This is a genomic window from Aeromonas salmonicida (genome assembly GCF_028355655.1).
Lineage (GTDB): Bacteria > Pseudomonadota > Gammaproteobacteria > Enterobacterales > Aeromonadaceae > Aeromonas > Aeromonas salmonicida.
The window spans coordinates 4,805,001-4,823,065 of record NZ_CP110645.1 but is presented as its reverse complement, the minus strand read 5'-3'; the positions used below and the strand labels follow the sequence as shown (position 1 = coordinate 4,823,065).

Below are 18,065 nucleotides of genomic sequence, written 5' to 3'. Positions count from 1 at the left end.
TAGAGCATGCAACTGAATTCCACTGAAATCGCCGAGCTTATCAAGCAGCGCATCGCGCAGTTTGATGTCAAAAGTGAAGCGCGTAACGAAGGTACCATCGTCTCTGTGAGCGACGGTATCATTCGTATTCACGGCCTGGCCGATGCCATGCAAGGTGAGATGATCGAGCTGCCGGGCAACCGCTTCGCTCTGGCATTGAACCTGGAGCGTGACTCCGTTGGTGCTGTGATCATGGGTTCCTATGACGGTCTGTCAGAAGGAATGAAAGTAAAAGGCACTGGCCGTATTCTGGAAGTGCCGGTAGGTCGTGGTCTGTTGGGCCGGGTGCTGAACACCCTGGGTCAGCCGATCGACGGTAAAGGTCCGGTCGAAAACGACGGCTTCTCGCCGATCGAAGTGATCGCCCCGGGCGTTATCGAGCGCAAGTCCGTTGACCAGCCGGTTCAGACCGGTCTGAAAGCCATCGATGCCATGATCCCTATCGGTCGTGGCCAGCGTGAGCTGATCATCGGTGACCGTCAGGTGGGCAAGACCGCCATCGCGATCGATACCATCATCAACCAGAAAGACTCTGGTATTAAGTGTGTTTACGTTGCGATTGGCCAGAAGGCCTCCACCATCGCCAACGTGGTACGCAAGCTGGAAGAGCACGGCGCCCTGGCCAACACCATAGTGGTGGTTGCCTCTGCGTCCGAAGCTGCCGCCCTGCAATACCTGGCTCCGTATGCCGGTTGCTCCATGGGTGAGTACTTCCGTGACCGCGGTGAAGACGCGCTGATCATCTATGATGACCTGTCCAAGCAGGCCGTAGCTTATCGCCAGATCTCCCTGCTGCTGCGCCGTCCGCCAGGACGTGAAGCCTACCCGGGTGACGTTTTCTATCTGCACTCCCGTCTGCTGGAGCGTGCTGCTCGCGTCAACGCCGAGTACGTAGAGAAGTTCACCAATGGTGCTGTGAAAGGCCAGACCGGTTCTCTGACCGCGCTGCCGATCATCGAAACCCAGGCTGGTGACGTGTCTGCATTCGTACCGACCAACGTGATTTCCATCACCGATGGTCAGATCTTCCTGACTTCACAGCTGTTCAACTCCGGTATTCGTCCGGCGGTTGACCCGGGTATCTCCGTATCCCGTGTGGGCGGTGCTGCTCAGACCAAGATCGTCAAGAAGCTGTCCGGTGGTATCCGTACCGCACTGGCCCAGTATCGCGAGCTGGCGGCATTCGCCCAGTTCTCTTCTGATCTGGACGAGGCAACTCGCAAGCAGCTGGATCACGGTGTGAAAGTGACCGAGCTGATGAAGCAGAAGCAATACTCTCCGATGAGCGTGGCCCAGCAGTCGCTGGTGCTGTTCGCCGCCGAGAAAGGCTATCTCTCCGATGTCGAACTGAACAAGATTGTCGACTTCGAAGCCGCTCTGCTCTCTTACGCCAATACCCAGCATGCTGAGCTGATGGCTGAAATCAATGCCAAAGCAGATTACAACGACGCGATCGTTGGCAAGCTGACTGCGTTGCTGGATGACTTCAAGGCAACCCAGACCTGGTAAGCGTGTGTGGCAGCGCGAGCTGCCACCTGATGGAGAGTAAGAGATGGCCGGCGCAAAAGAGATACGTAACAAGATCGGGAGTGTGAAAAACACTCAGAAGATCACCGGCGCTATGGAAATGGTGGCAGCAAGCAAAATGCGCCGTGCGCAGGAACGCATGTCTGCCAGCCGTCCGTACGCTGAAACCATGCGCAAGGTGATCGGCCATATCGCCCAGGGGAACTTGGAATACAAGCACCCCTACCTCATGGAACGTGAGGTCAAGCGAGTGGGTTACATAGTCGTCTCCACCGACCGTGGCCTGTGTGGCGGTTTGAACATCAACCTGTTCAAGGCTGCCCTCAATGATATGAAGCAATGGAGCGTGAAAGGTGCCAAGGTTGACCTGGCTCTGATCGGCAACAAGGCCTCCAGCTTCTTTGAACGGCACGGCGCCAAGGTGCAAGCTCATGTCGCAGGACTGGGTGACAACCCGAGCGTCAATGACCTGATTGGTTCAGTCAAGGTCATGCTGAAGGCTTACGACAACGGTGAGATTGACAGGCTGTATCTGGTGTACAACAAATTCGTGAACACCATGGTGCAGCAACCACGGGTCGATCAACTGCTGCCTTTGCCCGTAACTGAAGACAGCAAGCTCGCCAAGAAACACCACTGGGATTACATCTATGAGCCGGATCCCAAGCAACTGCTGGACACCCTGCTGATTCGCTATGTCGAATCCCAGGTATACCAGGGGGTGGTAGAAAACTTGGCAAGTGAACAGGCAGCCCGAATGGTTGCCATGCAAGCCGCGACTGACAACGCCGGCAACCTGATTAACGACCTGCAACTGGTGTACAACAAGGCCCGTCAGGCCAGTATTACCCAGGAACTGACAGAGATCGTATCCGGTGCTGCTGCGGTGTAAGGCAAGGGTTATCAAAGGTTTAGAGGATTTGACATGAGTAACGGTTTCATCGTCCAAATCATCGGCGCTGTGGTGGACATCGAGTTCCCGCAGGATGCCGTGCCCCAGGTGTACGACGCAGTCAAGGTCGTCAGCGAAGGTCAAGGTCAGGGTCTGGTGCTGGAAGTTCAGCAACAGATCGGTGGCGGCGTCGTTCGTTGCATCACCATGGGCTCCTCCGACGGTCTGCGTCGTGGGTTGGAAGTAATGAATAGCGGTAAATCCATCCAGGTGCCGGTCGGTGTATCGACTCTGGGTCGGATCATGAACGTACTGGGTGAGCCGATCGACGAAAAAGGTCCGATCGGTGAGGAAGAGCGTTGGTCCATCCACCGCGCGGCCCCCAGCTACGAAGATCAGTCCAACAGCAACGACCTGCTGGAGACCGGCATCAAGGTTATCGACCTGGTATGTCCGTTCGCCAAGGGTGGTAAAGTCGGTCTGTTCGGTGGTGCCGGTGTAGGCAAAACCGTCAACATGATGGAGCTGATCCGTAACATCGCCATCGAGCACAGCGGTTATTCCGTGTTCGCCGGTGTGGGTGAGCGTACCCGTGAGGGTAACGACTTCTACCACGAGATGATGGAGTCCAACGTACTGGACAAAGTATCTCTGGTTTACGGTCAGATGAACGAGCCGCCTGGAAACCGTCTGCGCGTAGCACTGACCGGCCTGACCATGGCCGAGAAGTTCCGTGACGAAGGTCGTGACGTGCTGTTCTTCGTGGACAACATCTACCGTTACACGCTCGCGGGCACCGAGGTATCCGCACTGCTGGGCCGTATGCCGTCTGCAGTAGGTTACCAGCCGACCCTGGCCGAGGAGATGGGTGTTCTGCAAGAGCGCATCACCTCCACCCGGACCGGTTCCATCACGTCAGTCCAGGCCGTTTACGTGCCTGCGGATGACTTGACCGACCCGTCTCCGGCGACCACCTTCGCCCACCTGGACGCCACTGTCGTTCTGTCCCGTCAGATCGCGGCACTGGGTATCTACCCGGCCGTTGACCCGCTGGACTCCACCTCCCGTCAGCTGGATCCGCTGGTCGTTGGCAAAGAGCACTACGAGACTGCTCGTGGCGTTCAGACAGTGCTGCAGCGTTACAAAGAGCTGAAGGACATCATCGCCATCCTGGGTATGGATGAACTGTCAGAAGAAGACAAACTGACCGTAGCCCGAGCCCGTAAGATAGAGCGTTTCTTGTCCCAGCCGTTCTTCGTGGCAGAAGTGTTTACCGGTTCTCCGGGCAAATACGTGCCGCTGAAAGAGACCATCCGTGGTTTCCAGGGCATCCTGAAAGGCGAGTATGACGATCTGCCTGAGCAGGCGTTTTACATGGTTGGCAGCATCGACGAAGTCGTCGAGAAATCCAAGAAACTGTAAGCCTCGATAGGAGGGCCCATGGCTGAGATGATCTCCTTTCACCTGGATGTGGTGAGCGCCGAAGGGAAACTGTTTTCCGGTCGCGTGCAATCTGCTCAGGTATCAGGCCTCGAGGGTGAGCTGGGTCTCCGTCACGGTCATGCTCCGTTGTTGACTGCCATCAAGCCGGGCCTGGTCCGTCTGGTGAAGCAGAATGGAGCGGAAGAGGTGCTGTACATCTCCGGCGGTATGCTGGAAGTACAACCCGAATCTGTGACCGTACTGGCGGACACTGCGATTCGTGCCAAGGATTTGGATGAGGCGAAAGCCCTGGAAGCCAAACGTGCGGCCGAAGCGCGGATCCACAGCTCCCATGGTGATATCGACTACGCCCAGGCCGCCACCGAGCTGGCCAAGGCGATGGCCCAACTGCGGGTTATCGATATCGTCAAAAAGAATTACCGTTAATTGCGGTGATGTAAAAAGCGACCTTCTGGTCGCTTTTTTTTTGCTCGTTGGATAGACTCCGCCGAGTATTTTTTCATGTTCCAAAGGTCGAATTATGTCCCTCAACGTCGTGATCCTGGCTGCGGGTAAAGGTACTCGCATGCGCTCTGTCCTGCCCAAAGTGCTGCATCCGGTAGCCAATAAACCCATGGTTTCCCATGTGATCGACACCGCCCGTCAGGTCGGTGCCGAGCAGTTGCATCTGGTGTATGGCCACGGTGCCGAGCTGTTGAAGGAGCGGATCCTGGCGCCCGACCTGAACTGGGTGCTGCAGGCGCAGCAACTGGGTACCGGCCATGCCGTCGCCCAGGCGATCCCGTTCTGGAAAGATGAAGATGACGTGCTGGTGCTCTACGGCGATACCCCGCTGATCCAGCCCGAGACACTGCAACGGCTGCTGGCCGCCAAGGCCGACAAGGGCATGGCGCTGCTGACAGTGGTACTGGACAACCCCACTGGCTACGGTCGTATCGTGCGGGAAAACGGCCAGGTGGTCGGTATTGTCGAGCAGAAGGATGCCAATGCCGAGCAGCTGACCATCCGTGAAGTGAATACGGGTGTACTGGTGGCCAACGGCGCCGACTTGCGTGGCTGGTTGTCGCGCTTGGACAACAATAATGCTCAGGGCGAACTCTACCTGACCGACGTGATCGCCATGGCTCATGCCGATGGTTGCCCCATCGCCGCCGTCCATCCTGACAGCGCCATGGAAGTGGAAGGCGCCAACAACCGGGTTCAGCTGGCAGCGCTCGAGCGCAGCTACCAGAAGATGCAGGCCGAGAAGCTGATGATCGCAGGTGCGACCCTGCTCGACCCCGCTCGTTTCGATCTGCGTGGGTCGCTCGAGATCGGTGAAGAGGTGGTGATCGACGTCAACGTCATCATCGAAGGCAAGGTGACGCTCGGCAACCACGTACGCATCGGGGCTGGCAGCGTGCTGAAGGATTGCGTCATCGGCGATCATACCGATGTGAAACCTTACTCCATCATCGAAGGGGCTCAGGTGGCGGATCTGTGTTCCGTCGGCCCGTTTGCCCGTCTGCGTCCTGGCGCCGTGCTGGAGCAGGATGCCCACGTCGGCAACTTCGTCGAGATGAAGAAATCCCGTCTCGGGGTCGGTTCCAAGTGTGGTCACCTCACTTATCTGGGGGATGCCGAGGTGGGTGCCAAGGTGAATATCGGTGCCGGCACCATCACCTGCAACTACGACGGTGTGAACAAGTTCCAGACCATCATAGAGGATGATGTGTTTGTTGGCTCCGATACCCAGCTGGTAGCGCCGGTGCGCATCGGCAAGGGCGCTACCCTGGGGGCCGGTTCAACCATCACCAAGGATGTGGCCGAGAACGAGCTGGTCATCACCCGTGTGCCCCAGCGCCACATCAAGAATTGGGCCCGTCCGGTCAAGAAGAAGTGATACCCGATCAATAAAATGCAACCGGCGCCTGATGGCGCCGGTTTTGTTTCCGGCAGATCCCTTATGGTTCACGGGGTGGTGAGTTGTTGCCCATCACGCGATACCAGTCCAGCTTGCGGGTCAGCATCATGACCAGTGCCAGTATGGCGAACAGCAGCAGGGCGCCGAGCAGCAGGGCTATCTCTTCTGCTTGCAACAGGCCGAACAGTATGGCGTAAACCAGCCCCAGCAAGGCCGCGAAGCCGAGCCCCTGTTTAGGCCCGCCCAGCACATGGCTAAGGTAAAAACCGTTGAGCAGCACGCTGGCGAGACTGGCGATGAGATACGCCCAGCCAAAGCCCAGGTGCTCGGTCAGTGCCAGCAGCACCAGATAGAAGATCGCCAGCCCCATGCCCACCAGAGCGTACTGGATCGGGTGTACCCGCAACCCCTTGAGCAGTTCGAACATGAAGAAGCTGATGAAGGTGAGGCCGATAAACAGCAGTGCATACTTGGCCGCCCGCTCGTTCAGCTGATAGTGATCCACCGTCTGCACCAGGCTGACGCTGAAGGCGGGCAGATCGCCGCTGACTCCCTTCATCATGCGATTGAAGCGGGTCTCCATGTCGGTGGCAAACCAGCTGGTCTGCCAGCTGGCCTCGAAACCTTGCTGATCCAAGGTCCGGTTGCCGGGGAGAAAGTCGCCGATGAAATTGGGGTGAGGCCAGTTGCTACTGAGGTGAAGCTTGCTGTCCTGGCCGAGCGGCACGACTTCGAGGGTGTTCATGCCCTGCAGATTCAGTTCGATATGGAAGACGCCATTGTCGTCCGGCAAGGTATCGAGGGGGGCATGGATACCGGCCAGACCGTCACCCAGCCGGGCACCAGGGGCAAACGGAATGCGCGCTTCCCCCAATTGCAGTTCGGGGACGCTGTTGATACCGCGGGCATCGGACAGCACCAGGCTCAGATAGGGTTTGCCCGCCACCAATGCCGGATCGGCGCCATCGACGCTCAGATCGGGATCACCGGATACCAGCGTCTTGCCTTCCAGCCGGGTTGGCAGATGCCCGGAGAGGGAGATCCGGGTCTGGTAGACCTGGGCCTGATAGATGCCGAGCTTGCGGGGGGTCACTTCCATGCTGGCCCGCACATCCAGCTGTTCCGGCAGCAGGTAGCGGTAGAGCTGCAGCTTGCGTTCGAAGCGCTTGCCATCCTGCTCCATGATGACGGTGCGGGTGTAAGGCTGCACCACGACCGGCCCGAGCAGCCGCTGCGGTCCGCTGCTGCTGGCCATGATGCTGTGGATGGCCTGACTGCGATAGGCCTGACGCTCCCGGTTCAGCTCCATGATGGATTGCACCGGCACCATCAGCAGCAGGCTGAGCAACAGCAGCAGAAAGATCTTGTGGGTGAATATCTGTTTGACCATGACACGTCTCCTTGTTGACGGGAACAAGTGTGCCGGGCTTGGGTGAAGAGGAGATGGGGCCGTGTGAAGCGGGAGTGAAGGGTGATAAAAAACCGGCGCCTTGCGCCGGTTCTGGGATCACAGCTTCTTCAGCTGGTCAGGCAGGGCGGCAAACACCTCTTCCTTCGCCTTGAGCGAGGCGAATTGCTTGCCGGGCTTTTGCACGACAGTGTGGACAAAGATGAGCTGCTTGCCCGGTTTGCTGGCCCAGCCGACGAACCAGCCGATCTGCTGATCCCGATTGAGGGTGCCATCCAGCAGCTTGGGGTAGCCCATGCCGGTCTTGCCGTGGATCTGCCAGCCATCGATGTCGGGCTGGCGCAGGATATTGGCCGTGTGCTGCAGTGTCTGTGCGGAGACCGGCAGCTTGCCGCTCACCATCTTGCCGAGGAAGCGGGCCTGCTCCTGAGGGCTGATGGCGAGGCTCGAACTGAGCCAGGCCTGGGTCAGACCATCGTGCTTGCCGGGATTGCCCGCAAGATCACGGTTGCCGTAGTCGAAGCGGTCGACATACTGCTGGAAGCGCTCCATCCCCAGCCACTCCGTGAGACGCTGGGAGTACCAGACCACAGAGTAGGTGAGCCAGCGGCTCGGGGTAGTGGTCTCGCGCCAGGCGGGCAACCAGTCATCGTCGCCGGGTTTGAATGGCAGAGCGGGCAGATTTTCATCCACCAGGAAGCCGCTGTCATAGCCCATCAGCGCCAGTGGTATCTTGAAGGTGGAGGCGGGTGGCAACTGGCTGGAGCAATCCCCTTGGCTGCTGATGGGCTTGCCTGTGCCATCGGCAAACAGCATGCAGCCGGAGGCCGCGCTGGCTGGCAGTGAGAATATTAGGCCTGCTGCGAGCAGGCCGGGTAACAGGATCCGGGACATGGGGTCTCCTTGGAGAATGGGACAAAGGGCCGGGAGGCGGCAGCATAGCTCCACTTTATGTGCCCAATGTGAAGTGTCAGCCGGCTGGCAGCCAGAGTTCGGCCAGCACGCCACCTTCTGGCTGGTTGCAGAGGTGCAGCCGACCGCCATGCTGGCGTGCCACTTCTGTGGCAAAGCTGAGCCCCAGACCGCTGCTCTTGCCCTTGTCGGGTCTGGGCAGGGAGTAGAAACGCTCGAAGATGCGTGGCAGGGCATAGTCCGGAATGCCGGGGCCCTGATCCCGTACCTGAAAGCGATAGCCGTCTGCATGCATCTCGCCGGTCAATCTGACAGTGCTGCCGGCAGGGGAGAAGTCGAGGGCGTTGTCCAGCAGGTTGCCGAGGGCCTGCTCTACCAGCAGGGGATCCCACTTCTGCTTTGAGGCGTCGGCCAGTTCGGCCACCAGGGTTACCTGACGACGCTGGGCTATGATCTGGCGGGCATCAAGTACCCGCTTGCCCAGTCTGGCTGGTTCGGTTGCCTGGCGATCCAGCCCCTGCCCCGATTCCAGCTTGGCCAGTTGCAGCATGCGTTCTATCAACTGCTGCATGCGGGCTGTTTCCAGATTGATGTTGCCGATGAAACGTCGAGCCACCTCGGGGGGGGGCGCTTCGGCCAGCAGCTCTCCAGCCCCGCGAATGGCGGCCAGCGGGCTTTTGAGCTCGTGGGTCAGGCTGTGTACATAGGATTCGATATAGGCCTTTCCATCGAGCTGACGGCGCATGGTTTCGAGGGAACGACCGAGTCGCTCCAGCTCCGGGCTGTGGAGTCCCGGCAGAGTGGCAGGCTGGTTGTGACTGACCGCATCGGCGTAGTGCACCAGCTTGCCGATGGCGCGGTTGAGCCACCATGCCAGCAGGGCGCCGATCAGCAGCGAGATGAGCAACAGCATGGCTGCCGCCTGCAATAGCTGGTGTTCGCTGCGCTCTATCATTGGCATCAGAGTGCGGTTGGGTTTGGCGACCGTGAGGGAGCCCAGTATGTCCCCCCCCTCACGCAGCGGCGCGGCCACGTGCATGACGGAGCTGGCGGGATCATCCGGATCGCTGCGGGTACTGCGAGCCCCGTACTGGCCACGCAGGGTACGGTAGACGTCGTTCCAGCGCGAATAGTCCTTGCCCAGATCCACCCCGTCCGAGTCATAGACCACCTTGCCCTTAGCGTCGGTCACATAGATGCGATATTCAGCCTGTTGCTTGAGGTGCCCGTCGATCAGGGCATTGATGGGGCTCTGGTTGAGGCGGGCGAAGGCGCTGGCCAGCCTGCCATCGGCCATTTTCCCTTCCTGCAGATCGTCCAGTGCCAGCGGTGCCAGCATCTGGGCCATGTCAACCAGGGTATCTTCGGTGGCGCTGCGCACCCCGGGTTTTATCTCCTCGACGAAGATCTCCAGCACAAACCAAGCCGCCAGCGCGAAGATCAGCACCAGTCCGCACAGCAGTTGCAGTCCTATTCTCATACCAGTTCTATCCGTTTGTATCCGGGCGCCAGACCATATGCTTGCTGCAGGCCGATCCTCATGCCAGTTCCAGGCTGTAGCCCAGCCCGCGATGGGTCAGGATCAGGTTGGCGTCAGCGTCACGTTCCCGCAGCTTGGCGCGAATGGTCTTGATGTGGGTGTCGACGGTGCGATCCAGGCTCTCTTCCGCCTCGCTCCACACCAGATCCATTAACTGCTGACGAGAGTAGACCCGCCCAGGTGCCTGCATCAGCGTCTTGAGCAGCAGGTACTCGTAACGGGTGAGGGCCAGCGGTTGGCCGTGAAAGCTGATGCGTGCCCGCTCCTCATCCAGTGCCAGCAACTGGCTCGGTTGGGTGGCTGCCGGCTGGCTGCGGCGCAGTATCACTCGTACCCGGGCACACACTTCCCGTGGCGAGAACGGCTTGGCCACATAATCGTCGGCGCCAATTTCCAGCCCTATCAGCCTGTCTATCTCCTCGCTGCGGGCGGTGAGAAACATCAGGGGGGTGTCGCAGCGGCCTCGTACCTGCTTGCACAACTCGAAGCCGCTGATGTCCGGCAGCCCCACATCCAGGATCAGGAAATCGGGTCGCGTCTGTTCCAGTCGCGTCAACAGCGTCTGGCCAAGGGGAAACCACTCCACCTCGAAACCATCGGTTTGCAGCGCATAGATCAGGGTGTCGGCGATGCTGGCCTCATCTTCCACCAGCCAGATGACTTTTTTTTGCATGGCGTCCTCGTCGCAAATCAGCTGCCCCATTCTGGCATCGAACCAAATCGGATCCTATTTGCTGTTTTACTTTTCCGAAAAAGGCGCTAACATTTCGCAATTCTTTCGAATCGAAACTTAATAATGACCAAACGTAATACTCAGCAGCGCCGTCACACCATAGTGAATCTGGTGCAGGAGCAGGGTGAAGTGAGTGTCGATACTCTCGCCAAGCACTTCTCCACCTCGGAAGTGACCATCCGAAAAGATCTCGCTGTGCTGGAAACCGGTGGCCTGCTGTTGCGTCGTTATGGTGGTGCCGTGCCTCTGCCGAGCGAGATGGTGGTGGACAGCAATCCGGAGCAAGTTTCGAAACGAAAGCTATCAATTGCCCGTGCCGCCGCCGAACGGATCCGCGATCACAATCGCGTCATCATCGACAGCGGCAGCACCACCAGCGCCATGATCCCCATGCTTGGCAACAAGCGCGGCCTCATCGTCATGACCAACTCCCTCAATGTGGCCGGTGCCCTGCGCGAGCTGGAGAACGAGCCCACTCTGCTGATGACCGGCGGTACCTGGGATCCCCACTCTGAATCCTTTCAGGGTCAGGTGGCGGAGCAGGTGCTGCGCTCCTATGACTTTGACCAGCTGTTCATCGGTGCCGATGGCATAGATCCGGAGCGGGGCACCACCACCTTCAACGAGCTGGTGGGCCTGTCCCGGGTGATGGCCGAGGTATCGCGGGAGGTCATCGTCATGGTCGAGTCGGAGAAGATTGGCCGCAAGATCCCCAATCTGGAGCTGCCCTGGTCGAGCATCCATACCCTGGTGACCGATGAAGGGCTGGCCACCTCGGCCAGAGAACAAATTCAAGCCAGGGGGATCACGCTGATCTGCGCCCCGGTTGTTGGCTGACATTTTTATCTGAACCATCCAAATCAATTTCCGTTTATTACGTCTTGAGGAGAAGTGTATGTGTGGCATCGTCGGGGCCGTCGCCCAACGTGATGTGGCTGAAATCCTGGTAGAAGGCCTGCGCCGTCTGGAATATCGCGGCTACGACTCGGCCGGTGTGGCCGTGTTCAGCGCCAACCAGCCGCTGCAGCGGGTTCGCCGTCTGGGCAAGGTGGCCGAGCTGGCCAAGGCGCTGGAGGAGCAGTCCGTCCATGGTGGAACCGGTATCGCCCATACCCGTTGGGCTACCCATGGCGAGCCGTCCGAGCGCAATGCCCATCCTCACGTCTCCGAGCATATCGTTGTTGTACACAACGGCATCATAGAGAACCACGAAGAGCTGCGTGCCGAGCTGCAGGGGCTGGGTTATGTGTTCAGCTCAGACACCGACACCGAAGTGATCGCCCATCTGGTGCACCACGAACTGAAATCTGCCGACAGCCTGCTGGCCGCCATGCAGATTGCGGTGAAACAGCTGCGCGGTGCTTATGGCACTGTGGTGATGGACAGCCGTGATGACAGCCGCGTGGTCGTGGCTCGCTCCGGCTCCCCGCTGGTGATTGGCCGTGGCATAGGCGAGAACTTCATTGCCTCCGACCAGATGGCGCTGCTGCCGGTGACCCGTCGCTTCATCTTCCTGGAAGAGGGTGATGTGGCCGAGGTGACCCGTCGCGATGTGCATATCTTTGATACTCACGGTGATGCCGTGGTGCGCGAGGAGCTGGAGTCCGAACTTTCTCACGATGCCGGTGACAAGGGCGAATACCGTCACTACATGCTCAAGGAGATCTACGAGCAGCCCAAAGCGATTACCAATACCCTGGAAGGCCGTCTGGGTTCGGATCACGTTGTAGTCGAGTCGTTCGGCAACGGCGCCCGCGCCATTTTTGACAAGGTCGAGCACGTCCAGATTGTCGCCTGCGGCACTTCCTACAACTCGGGCATGGTCGCTCGCTACTGGTTCGAAGAGATAGCTGGCGTCTCCTGCGACGTGGAGATCGCCTCCGAGTTCCGCTATCGCAAATCCGTGGTGCGTCCCAACAGCCTGCTGGTGACCCTGTCCCAGAGTGGCGAGACCGCCGATACCCTGGCCGCCCTGCGACTGGCCAAGCAGTCCGGCTACATGAGCTCGCTGGCCATCTGCAACGTGCCGGGTTCCTCTCTGGTGCGTGAATCGGATCTGGCCTTCATGACCCGTGCCGGTGCCGAAATCGGCGTGGCTTCCACCAAGGCATTCACCACCCAGTTGGCCGGTCTGCTGATGCTGGTGGCCTCCGTTGGTCACTGCCGTGGCAACCTGAGCGCCGAAGCCGAGGCCGAGCTGGTCAAGGCGCTGCAAGCACTGCCACTGCGCATCAAGGAGAGCCTGGCGCTGGCCAAGGACATCGAGGCTCTGGCCGAAGAGTTCGCCGACAAGCACCACAGCCTGTTCCTCGGCCGTGGCAGTCAGTACCCCATCGCGATGGAGGGGGCGCTCAAGCTCAAAGAGATCTCCTACATCCATGCCGAAGCCTATGCCGCCGGTGAACTGAAGCACGGCCCGCTGGCGCTGATCGATGCCGAGATGCCCATCATAGTTGTGGCGCCGAACAACGATCTGCTGGAGAAGCTCAAGTCCAACGTGGAAGAGGTCCGTGCTCGTGGCGGTATCCTTTACGTGTTCGCCGATGCGAACGCCGGCTTCAAGAGCGATGCCACCATGCGGGTGATGAGCCTGAACCACGTGGAAGAGATGATAGCCCCCATCGTCTACACAGTGCCGTTGCAGCTGCTCTCCTACCATGTTGCCCTCATCAAGGGCACGGACGTGGATCAGCCACGCAACCTGGCGAAATCCGTAACCGTGGAATAAGCCGTTGTCTGAAATGAAAAAAGAGCCGCATTGCGGCTCTTTTTTTTGGCTATCTGGCGGGGTGGCCGCTATGACAGCCGCAGGTTGGTGATGGTCACGTCGTCCAGCGAAGGCACTATGATGCCACTGGAGATGCTCTTGGCGATCGCCTGGTTGCGGTTCTTCGAGTCGGTCTTGTTGGTGACCTGGTTGAGGTGGAAGTTCACGGTCCGCTCGCTGATGCCGAGTATGGTGGCGATCTCCCAGGAGGTCTTGCCCTCACTGGCCCAGAACAGGCACTCCTTCTCCCGATCCGACAGCTCAGTGAGGTGCTTCATCAAATCCGGTCTGCTCTTTATCAGCTGCAACGCCGAATTGAAGATGTAGCTGGCGCAGAACGACAGCAAGGGAACGTTTTCAAACATCAGATCGGAATTGGATTTTTCCTTGCTGATGAAAGAGAGGATGCCGTGTTCCCCCTGCGGCGTATGCAGCGGGAAGGAGACGCCGTTTCTCACTCCGAAGTCGGCTGCCAGATTCATGACTTCCCGGCTGGCGCTGGGTAGCCAGGGAGAGTCGCAGTCGAGCTTGTTCCAAAAGATGGGCTGGGTCTGCTTCAGGCCCAGGAATACCACTGGATCCTGGGTCAGGTAGTGCCGTTCGCTGTAGGCTTCGAACCAGCTGGTGGGGCAGTTGTTGAACAGTGCCACATGGGATTTCTGCATGCTGATGGGGAAAATAATCAGCAGACGGAAGTAATCAAAGCCCATTTGATGACTGAAGCGCTCCAGTTGCTGCTGGATCTCGCTGGTCTTCTTGGCCTTGGTGAATCGATCGATGTGTTCCCAGATCGCATCGTTAAACATGTACATCTCCTTTTTCGATCCCTATCACATTGATCGAAAAGATATTTTTTATTTATTGATTTGGTGTTGTGACTACCAACGCCAGTGACTCCCGTGCTTGCTTAAAAATTATCCTGTTTTTTCCACCGAAGGCCAAGAAAATCATCTGATTGCCACTGACCCCACTCTTTGAGATAATGAGAATAGTTATCATTGTTAAGATTTATATCATGAACAAGTTTTGGGGTTTGGCCTTGTTGCCATTGTCAGTCCACTTCGCTGCCAGCGCCGATGATCTGGTCGCGCCTGCACTGAAGAACAGCATAGCCGCCGGGAAAGTCTCCCAGCAGCGTGTGGAAAAAGCCGCCGATGCGGCCGTTGCCGCCAGACTGGAGCTGCAAAATGCGCAGCTGCAACTGCGTGATCTGGAAGCCTACAACCGCTACATGCAGTCTTTGGTGGCCGATCAGCAGAATGAGCTGGGCAAGTTGAGCCAGCAGCTGGAGGCGGTGCAAGAGACCCGGCAGGGCCTGATCCCGCTGATGCTGCAGATGCAAGCCCATCTGGAACAGCTGGTGCAAGATGATCTGCCGCTGCGCAAAGAAGATCGCCTGGCACGGGTTGAACAGCTGAAAGCGACGTTGGCCAGAGCCGATGTGAGCGAAGCGGAGAAATTCCGTCAGCTGCTGCAGGCCTATCAGATTGAAGCCGAATACGGCAGCCGGATGGACAGTTATTCCGCCGAGCTGGCGCTGGATGGTGCGCAGCGCCGGGTCGACGTGCTGGCGCTGGGCCGTGTCTCCCTGCTGGCCATGACAGCCGATCGCAGTCAGGCATGGCGTTGGTCTACGGAAGCAAAGCAGTGGCAAGCCCTCGACAGTCAGTGGCTCTCCCCCATCGCCGATGCACTGGAGATGGCCACCGACAAGAAAGTCCCGCAATTGCTTCATGTGCCCCTGTCGGTCAGCCGTAGCCAGGAGGCTCAGTCATGAAATGGTTCCCCCTCGTTATCGCCCTCTCCCTGGGTGCCAATGTGGCTGTCGCCGATGAGGCCTGGCAGCAGCAGGAGCAGGCTCGCGAACAGCAGGCTCAGAAGGATCTGGCGACCGTCTCCAAAGAGCTCAACAGTGCCCGCGCCAAACTGGCCGAGGCGCAGCGTCTGAGCAAGGAGCTGGCCAGCCAGTTCGCCAGCAATGAAAAGCAGCTGGTCGAGCTCAACGGTCAGTGGGAGCAGGTCTCCGGTGACATGAATGACATTTTTGCCGTGACCCGTCAGGGCGCCAGCGATGCGGTCAAGCTGCTGGCCGAATCTGCGGTAGAAGGTCAATATCCCGATCGCCTCGCCCCGTTGAAAGCCATGGCGCAGGAGAAGCAGGTCCCGGATCGCGCTGCCCTCGCCCTGTTGCCTGCGACTCTGCTGCAAGAGATCCGCGAGTCTGGCCGGATTGCCCAGTTCGACGGCAAGGTGCTCGATGCCCAGGGCGCTGCCAGCGAGCAGCCGCTGACCCGGGTCGGCAGCTTTGCCCTGTTTGGTGGTGACGGTTTCCTGCAGCCCACTGCCGAGGGGTTGAGCCCTGTGCTGGGTCTGCCAGGTGGCGTGCTCTCCGAGGTTGCGGCCTATCAGGGTCAGGAGGGAGAAACTCTGCCGCTGGATCCTTCCCACGGCACCCTGCTGGAGATGCTGGCACAGGCGCCTACTTTCTGGCAGCAAGTTCAACAGGGTGGCCAGGTTGGCGCCATCATAGTGCTGCTGGCCGCCATCGGTCTGGGGATCGCCGCAGTGCGATTGTGGAGCCTCTCCCGCGAGCTGACTCTGGTGCGTCGCCAGCTCAAGAGCGGCGAGTATCACGCCGACAATGCCCTTGGTCGGGTGCTGACGGTCGCGGAGCAGCATCCCGAGCTGAGCATGGAAACCCTCGAGCTGAGGCTGGATGAGGCCATCCTGCAGGAGACGCCCCGCATGGAGCGTGGCATCGGCATGGTCAAGGTGATCGCGGCCATCGCCCCCATGCTGGGTCTGCTCGGTACTGTGACCGGCATGATCGGCACCTTCCAGGCCATCACCCAGTTCGGTACCGGCGATCCCAAGATCATGGCGGGCGGCATCTCAATGGCGCTGATCACCACGGTCCAGGGTCTGGTGGCTGCCATTCCACTTATCCTGGCTCACAGCCTGCTGCAGTCCCGCTTCACCGAGCTTTCCAATGTGCTGGAGCAGCAAGTCGCCGGCATCCTGGCCGAGCGCGCTGAGAGCAATAACAACGGGATGGAGCGGGCAGCATGATGCTCGACATCTGGCAACAGTTGCAGAGTTTCATGGGGCGTGGTGGTCCCGTGCTCTGGGTCATTCTAGCCCTGCTGGTGCTGATGTGGATTCTGATGATCGAGCGGCTGCTCTACCTCAATCTGGGCTTTGGCCCCTTGCAGCAACAGCTGCTTGGCCGCTGGCAGGCGCGCAGTGAGCGCCACAGCTGGCATGCCAGGGCCATTCGTGGTCGCTGGCTGGCTCAGGCCGAGCTTGAGCTCAACCGTCATCTGATCTTCATCCGCACCCTGGTGGTGCTCTGCCCCATGCTGGGCCTGCTCGGTACAGTAACCGGCATGATAGGCGTATTCGATGCGTTGGCCGCGGCCAACCGCTTTAACCCGGAGAGCATGGCGGGCGGTATTTCTCGCGCCACCATCCCCACCATGGCAGGCATGGTGGTGGCCCTCTCCGGCGTCTTGTTACTCAGCCGACTCGAGAGCCAGGCCAAGCGTGCGCTGGCCAAGACCCGGGACGGCCTGCGAGAAGAGAAGGTAATGCAATGAGACGGCAATCCAAACGTCAGCGTGACGAAGTGCAGATCGATATGACCCCCATGCTGGATATCGTGTTCATCATGCTGATCTTCTTTATTGTCACCACCTCCTTTGTGCGTGAAGCCGGGCTCGAGGTGCACAGACCCCAGGCCAGTCAGGCCAAGGCGCAGAAATCCTCCAGCATCATGCTGGCGATAGGTGCCCAGGGTCAGATCTTCCTCGACCGCAAGCAGATAGACGTGGAGCGGGTACAGGCCAGTATTGCCCGCCTGTTGGCGGAACAGCCCGATGCCAGCCTGGTGATCCAGGCCGACGAGCGAGTACCGCACGGCAAGGTAGTGCGGGTGATGGATGAGGCCAAGGCGGCGGGCATTGCCAATATTGCCGTGGCGGTGGCACCGAAATGAAATACAAGTTGATGAGTCTGGGACTGGGAATTGCCCTCAGTCTGGGGATCCTGCTGTTCATGGCCACGCTGGTTGAACCGCCCCAAGGCGAGAAGGTGGCGAGTGAGCAAAAATCCATCGTCATCAACATGCAGAATGAAGTGACAGAGGTGCAGGTGCGTGAGCGCCCGGTGCCGCAAGAGCCGGAACCCCTGCCGGAACCTCCCGCCGCACTGGCGTCGACTCCCATGCCGTTGCCGGCTGCAGCGCCGCTGCCTTCGGTGCAACCTAGCCTGGATCTGGTATCCAGCCTCAGTGCTGTGCAGGTCTATGCCCCCGGTGTGGCGACCAGCACGGCTCCCGTACTGAGCGGTAACTTTCATGGTCAGCAGCAAGGCGCCGGTGTTGGCGCCGGCGATATGTTGATGCCGCTGCAACGGATCGAACCGGTTTACCCCTATCGCGCCCAGCAGGCGGGAATCGAAGGCGCCGTAACCCTGCGCTTCAGCGTCGATGCTGAAGGGCGAGTACAGGATGTGGAAGTGATCGAGGCCAAGCCCAAGCGTCAGTTCGAGCGGGCGGCCATTCAGGCCATCAACAAGTGGCGCTATCAGCCGAGACCGGGCGCCAGCGACAAACTGGTGCAAGTCATCACGCTCAAATTCAAACTGGAGTCATAACTATGTTGCGGATCTGGATCTGCCTGCTGGCCCTGGTCAGCCAAGCCTGTCTTGCGATGGAGGTGAGCCCCCATTTCTCTCGTCAGCTTGAGCCCGTGATGAAGCTCTATCAGTCCGGCCAGTGGCAACAGGCTCAGAGCAAGGCGTCTGTACTCAAGCCAAACACCGATGCCGAGCGCGCCTGGCTGGCCCAGTTGCAGGCTTCGCTGGCCGCCAATTTGCAGCAAACCGCCCAGGCAAGCCGCTAT

General features: G+C 59.3%; 18 protein-coding genes (1 of these 18 only partly in view). 13 read left to right on the top strand and 5 right to left on the bottom strand.

Annotation, left to right across the window (positions count from 1 at the left end; genetic code table 11):
- Positions 1 to 6 precede the first annotated feature (6 nt).
- From atpA to glmU, 5 genes are all read left to right on the top strand, one after another.
- Positions 7 to 1,548, top strand: a complete 1,542-nt coding sequence (atpA, locus tag ONZ54_RS22460) for a F0F1 ATP synthase subunit alpha (protein WP_005319624.1) — start codon at positions 7 to 9, stop codon at positions 1,546 to 1,548.
- Positions 1,549 to 1,591: 43 nt separating this feature from the next.
- On the top strand, positions 1,592 to 2,458 hold the full coding sequence (gene atpG / locus ONZ54_RS22455) for a F0F1 ATP synthase subunit gamma (RefSeq protein WP_271787198.1): 867 nt from the start codon (positions 1,592 to 1,594) through the stop codon (positions 2,456 to 2,458).
- A 33-nt stretch (positions 2,459 to 2,491) separates the two neighbouring features.
- Entirely contained in the window at positions 2,492 to 3,880 is a 1,389-nt protein-coding gene (gene atpD / locus ONZ54_RS22450) for a F0F1 ATP synthase subunit beta (protein WP_005319628.1), read from the top strand.
- An 18-nt stretch (positions 3,881 to 3,898) separates the two neighbouring features.
- Complete coding sequence (locus tag ONZ54_RS22445; protein ID WP_005319630.1) at positions 3,899 to 4,327, top strand: F0F1 ATP synthase subunit epsilon; 429 nt, start codon at positions 3,899 to 3,901, stop codon at positions 4,325 to 4,327.
- Positions 4,328 to 4,421: 94 nt separating this feature from the next.
- Positions 4,422 to 5,783: a bifunctional UDP-N-acetylglucosamine diphosphorylase/glucosamine-1-phosphate N-acetyltransferase GlmU gene (glmU, locus tag ONZ54_RS22440; RefSeq protein ID WP_271787197.1), complete on the top strand. Its 1,362-nt coding sequence runs from the start codon at positions 4,422 to 4,424 to the stop codon at positions 5,781 to 5,783.
- A gap of 61 nt (positions 5,784 to 5,844) precedes the next feature.
- Here the strand turns inward: glmU and creD are convergent, their stop codons facing one another.
- The 4 genes from creD to blrA all read right to left on the bottom strand — a co-directional run bounded on the left by creD (position 5,845) and on the right by blrA (position 10,337).
- The gene (gene creD / locus ONZ54_RS22435) at positions 5,845 to 7,194 is read right to left on the bottom strand and encodes a cell envelope integrity protein CreD (protein ID WP_271787196.1); all 1,350 of its coding nucleotides are present in this window, start codon (positions 7,192 to 7,194) and stop codon (positions 5,845 to 5,847) included.
- A 117-nt stretch (positions 7,195 to 7,311) separates the two neighbouring features.
- Positions 7,312 to 8,106 (bottom strand): class D beta-lactamase OXA-956, encoded by a 795-nt coding sequence (locus tag ONZ54_RS22430; RefSeq protein ID WP_021139936.1) that lies wholly within the window; start codon positions 8,104 to 8,106, stop codon positions 7,312 to 7,314.
- A gap of 76 nt (positions 8,107 to 8,182) precedes the next feature.
- Positions 8,183 to 9,604 carry a beta-lactam sensor histidine kinase BlrB gene (blrB, locus tag ONZ54_RS22425; RefSeq protein ID WP_131731202.1) on the bottom strand — a complete coding sequence of 474 codons (1,422 nt, stop codon included), beginning with the start codon at positions 9,602 to 9,604 and terminating at the stop codon, positions 8,183 to 8,185.
- A gap of 58 nt (positions 9,605 to 9,662) precedes the next feature.
- Positions 9,663 to 10,337: a beta-lactam response regulator transcription factor BlrA gene (gene blrA / locus ONZ54_RS22420; RefSeq protein WP_271787195.1), complete on the bottom strand. Its 675-nt coding sequence runs from the start codon at positions 10,335 to 10,337 to the stop codon at positions 9,663 to 9,665.
- Positions 10,338 to 10,460: 123 nt separating this feature from the next.
- Between blrA and ONZ54_RS22415 the strand changes: the two genes are divergently transcribed.
- Both ONZ54_RS22415 and glmS read left to right on the top strand, forming a co-directional pair.
- The gene (locus ONZ54_RS22415; protein ID WP_005319642.1) at positions 10,461 to 11,234 is read left to right on the top strand and encodes a DeoR/GlpR family DNA-binding transcription regulator; all 774 of its coding nucleotides are present in this window, start codon (positions 10,461 to 10,463) and stop codon (positions 11,232 to 11,234) included.
- Positions 11,235 to 11,292: 58 nt separating this feature from the next.
- Complete coding sequence (gene glmS / locus ONZ54_RS22410) at positions 11,293 to 13,125, top strand: glutamine--fructose-6-phosphate transaminase (isomerizing) (RefSeq protein ID WP_011899256.1); 1,833 nt, start codon at positions 11,293 to 11,295, stop codon at positions 13,123 to 13,125.
- Positions 13,126 to 13,193: 68 nt separating this feature from the next.
- Here glmS and ONZ54_RS22405 read toward each other — a convergent pair whose 3' ends face one another.
- The gene (locus ONZ54_RS22405) at positions 13,194 to 13,970 is read right to left on the bottom strand and encodes a helix-turn-helix transcriptional regulator (protein WP_005321862.1); all 777 of its coding nucleotides are present in this window, start codon (positions 13,968 to 13,970) and stop codon (positions 13,194 to 13,196) included.
- A 209-nt stretch (positions 13,971 to 14,179) separates the two neighbouring features.
- Between ONZ54_RS22405 and ONZ54_RS22400 the strand changes: the two genes are divergently transcribed.
- The 6 genes in view from ONZ54_RS22400 to ONZ54_RS22375 are tightly spaced (at most 2 nt apart) and all read left to right on the top strand, a layout consistent with a single transcriptional unit that may run on beyond the window.
- Positions 14,180 to 14,941 (top strand): DUF3450 domain-containing protein, encoded by a 762-nt coding sequence (locus tag ONZ54_RS22400; RefSeq protein WP_271787194.1) that lies wholly within the window; start codon positions 14,180 to 14,182, stop codon positions 14,939 to 14,941.
- Positions 14,938 to 16,233, top strand: coding sequence for a MotA/TolQ/ExbB proton channel family protein (locus ONZ54_RS22395; protein ID WP_271787193.1), 1,296 nt, complete (start codon positions 14,938 to 14,940; stop codon positions 16,231 to 16,233). The genes ONZ54_RS22400 and ONZ54_RS22395 overlap by 4 nt, the downstream gene beginning before the upstream one ends.
- Entirely contained in the window at positions 16,230 to 16,760 is a 531-nt protein-coding gene (locus ONZ54_RS22390) for a MotA/TolQ/ExbB proton channel family protein (protein ID WP_005321870.1), read from the top strand. The genes ONZ54_RS22395 and ONZ54_RS22390 overlap by 4 nt, the downstream gene beginning before the upstream one ends.
- Positions 16,757 to 17,158, top strand: coding sequence for an ExbD/TolR family protein (locus tag ONZ54_RS22385; protein WP_005321875.1), 402 nt, complete (start codon positions 16,757 to 16,759; stop codon positions 17,156 to 17,158). Before ONZ54_RS22390 ends, ONZ54_RS22385 begins: the two co-directional genes overlap by 4 nt.
- Positions 17,155 to 17,817 carry an energy transducer TonB gene (locus ONZ54_RS22380; RefSeq protein ID WP_113721775.1) on the top strand — a complete coding sequence of 221 codons (663 nt, stop codon included), beginning with the start codon at positions 17,155 to 17,157 and terminating at the stop codon, positions 17,815 to 17,817. Before ONZ54_RS22385 ends, ONZ54_RS22380 begins: the two co-directional genes overlap by 4 nt.
- Positions 17,818 to 17,819: 2 nt before the next feature.
- Positions 17,820 to 18,065: the 5' end (the start) of a tetratricopeptide repeat protein gene (locus ONZ54_RS22375; RefSeq protein WP_271787192.1), read on the top strand. Its footprint extends 933 nt past the window's final position; 246 of the gene's 1,179 nt are visible here — the first part of the coding sequence; it begins with the start codon at positions 17,820 to 17,822; its stop codon lies beyond the right edge, outside the window.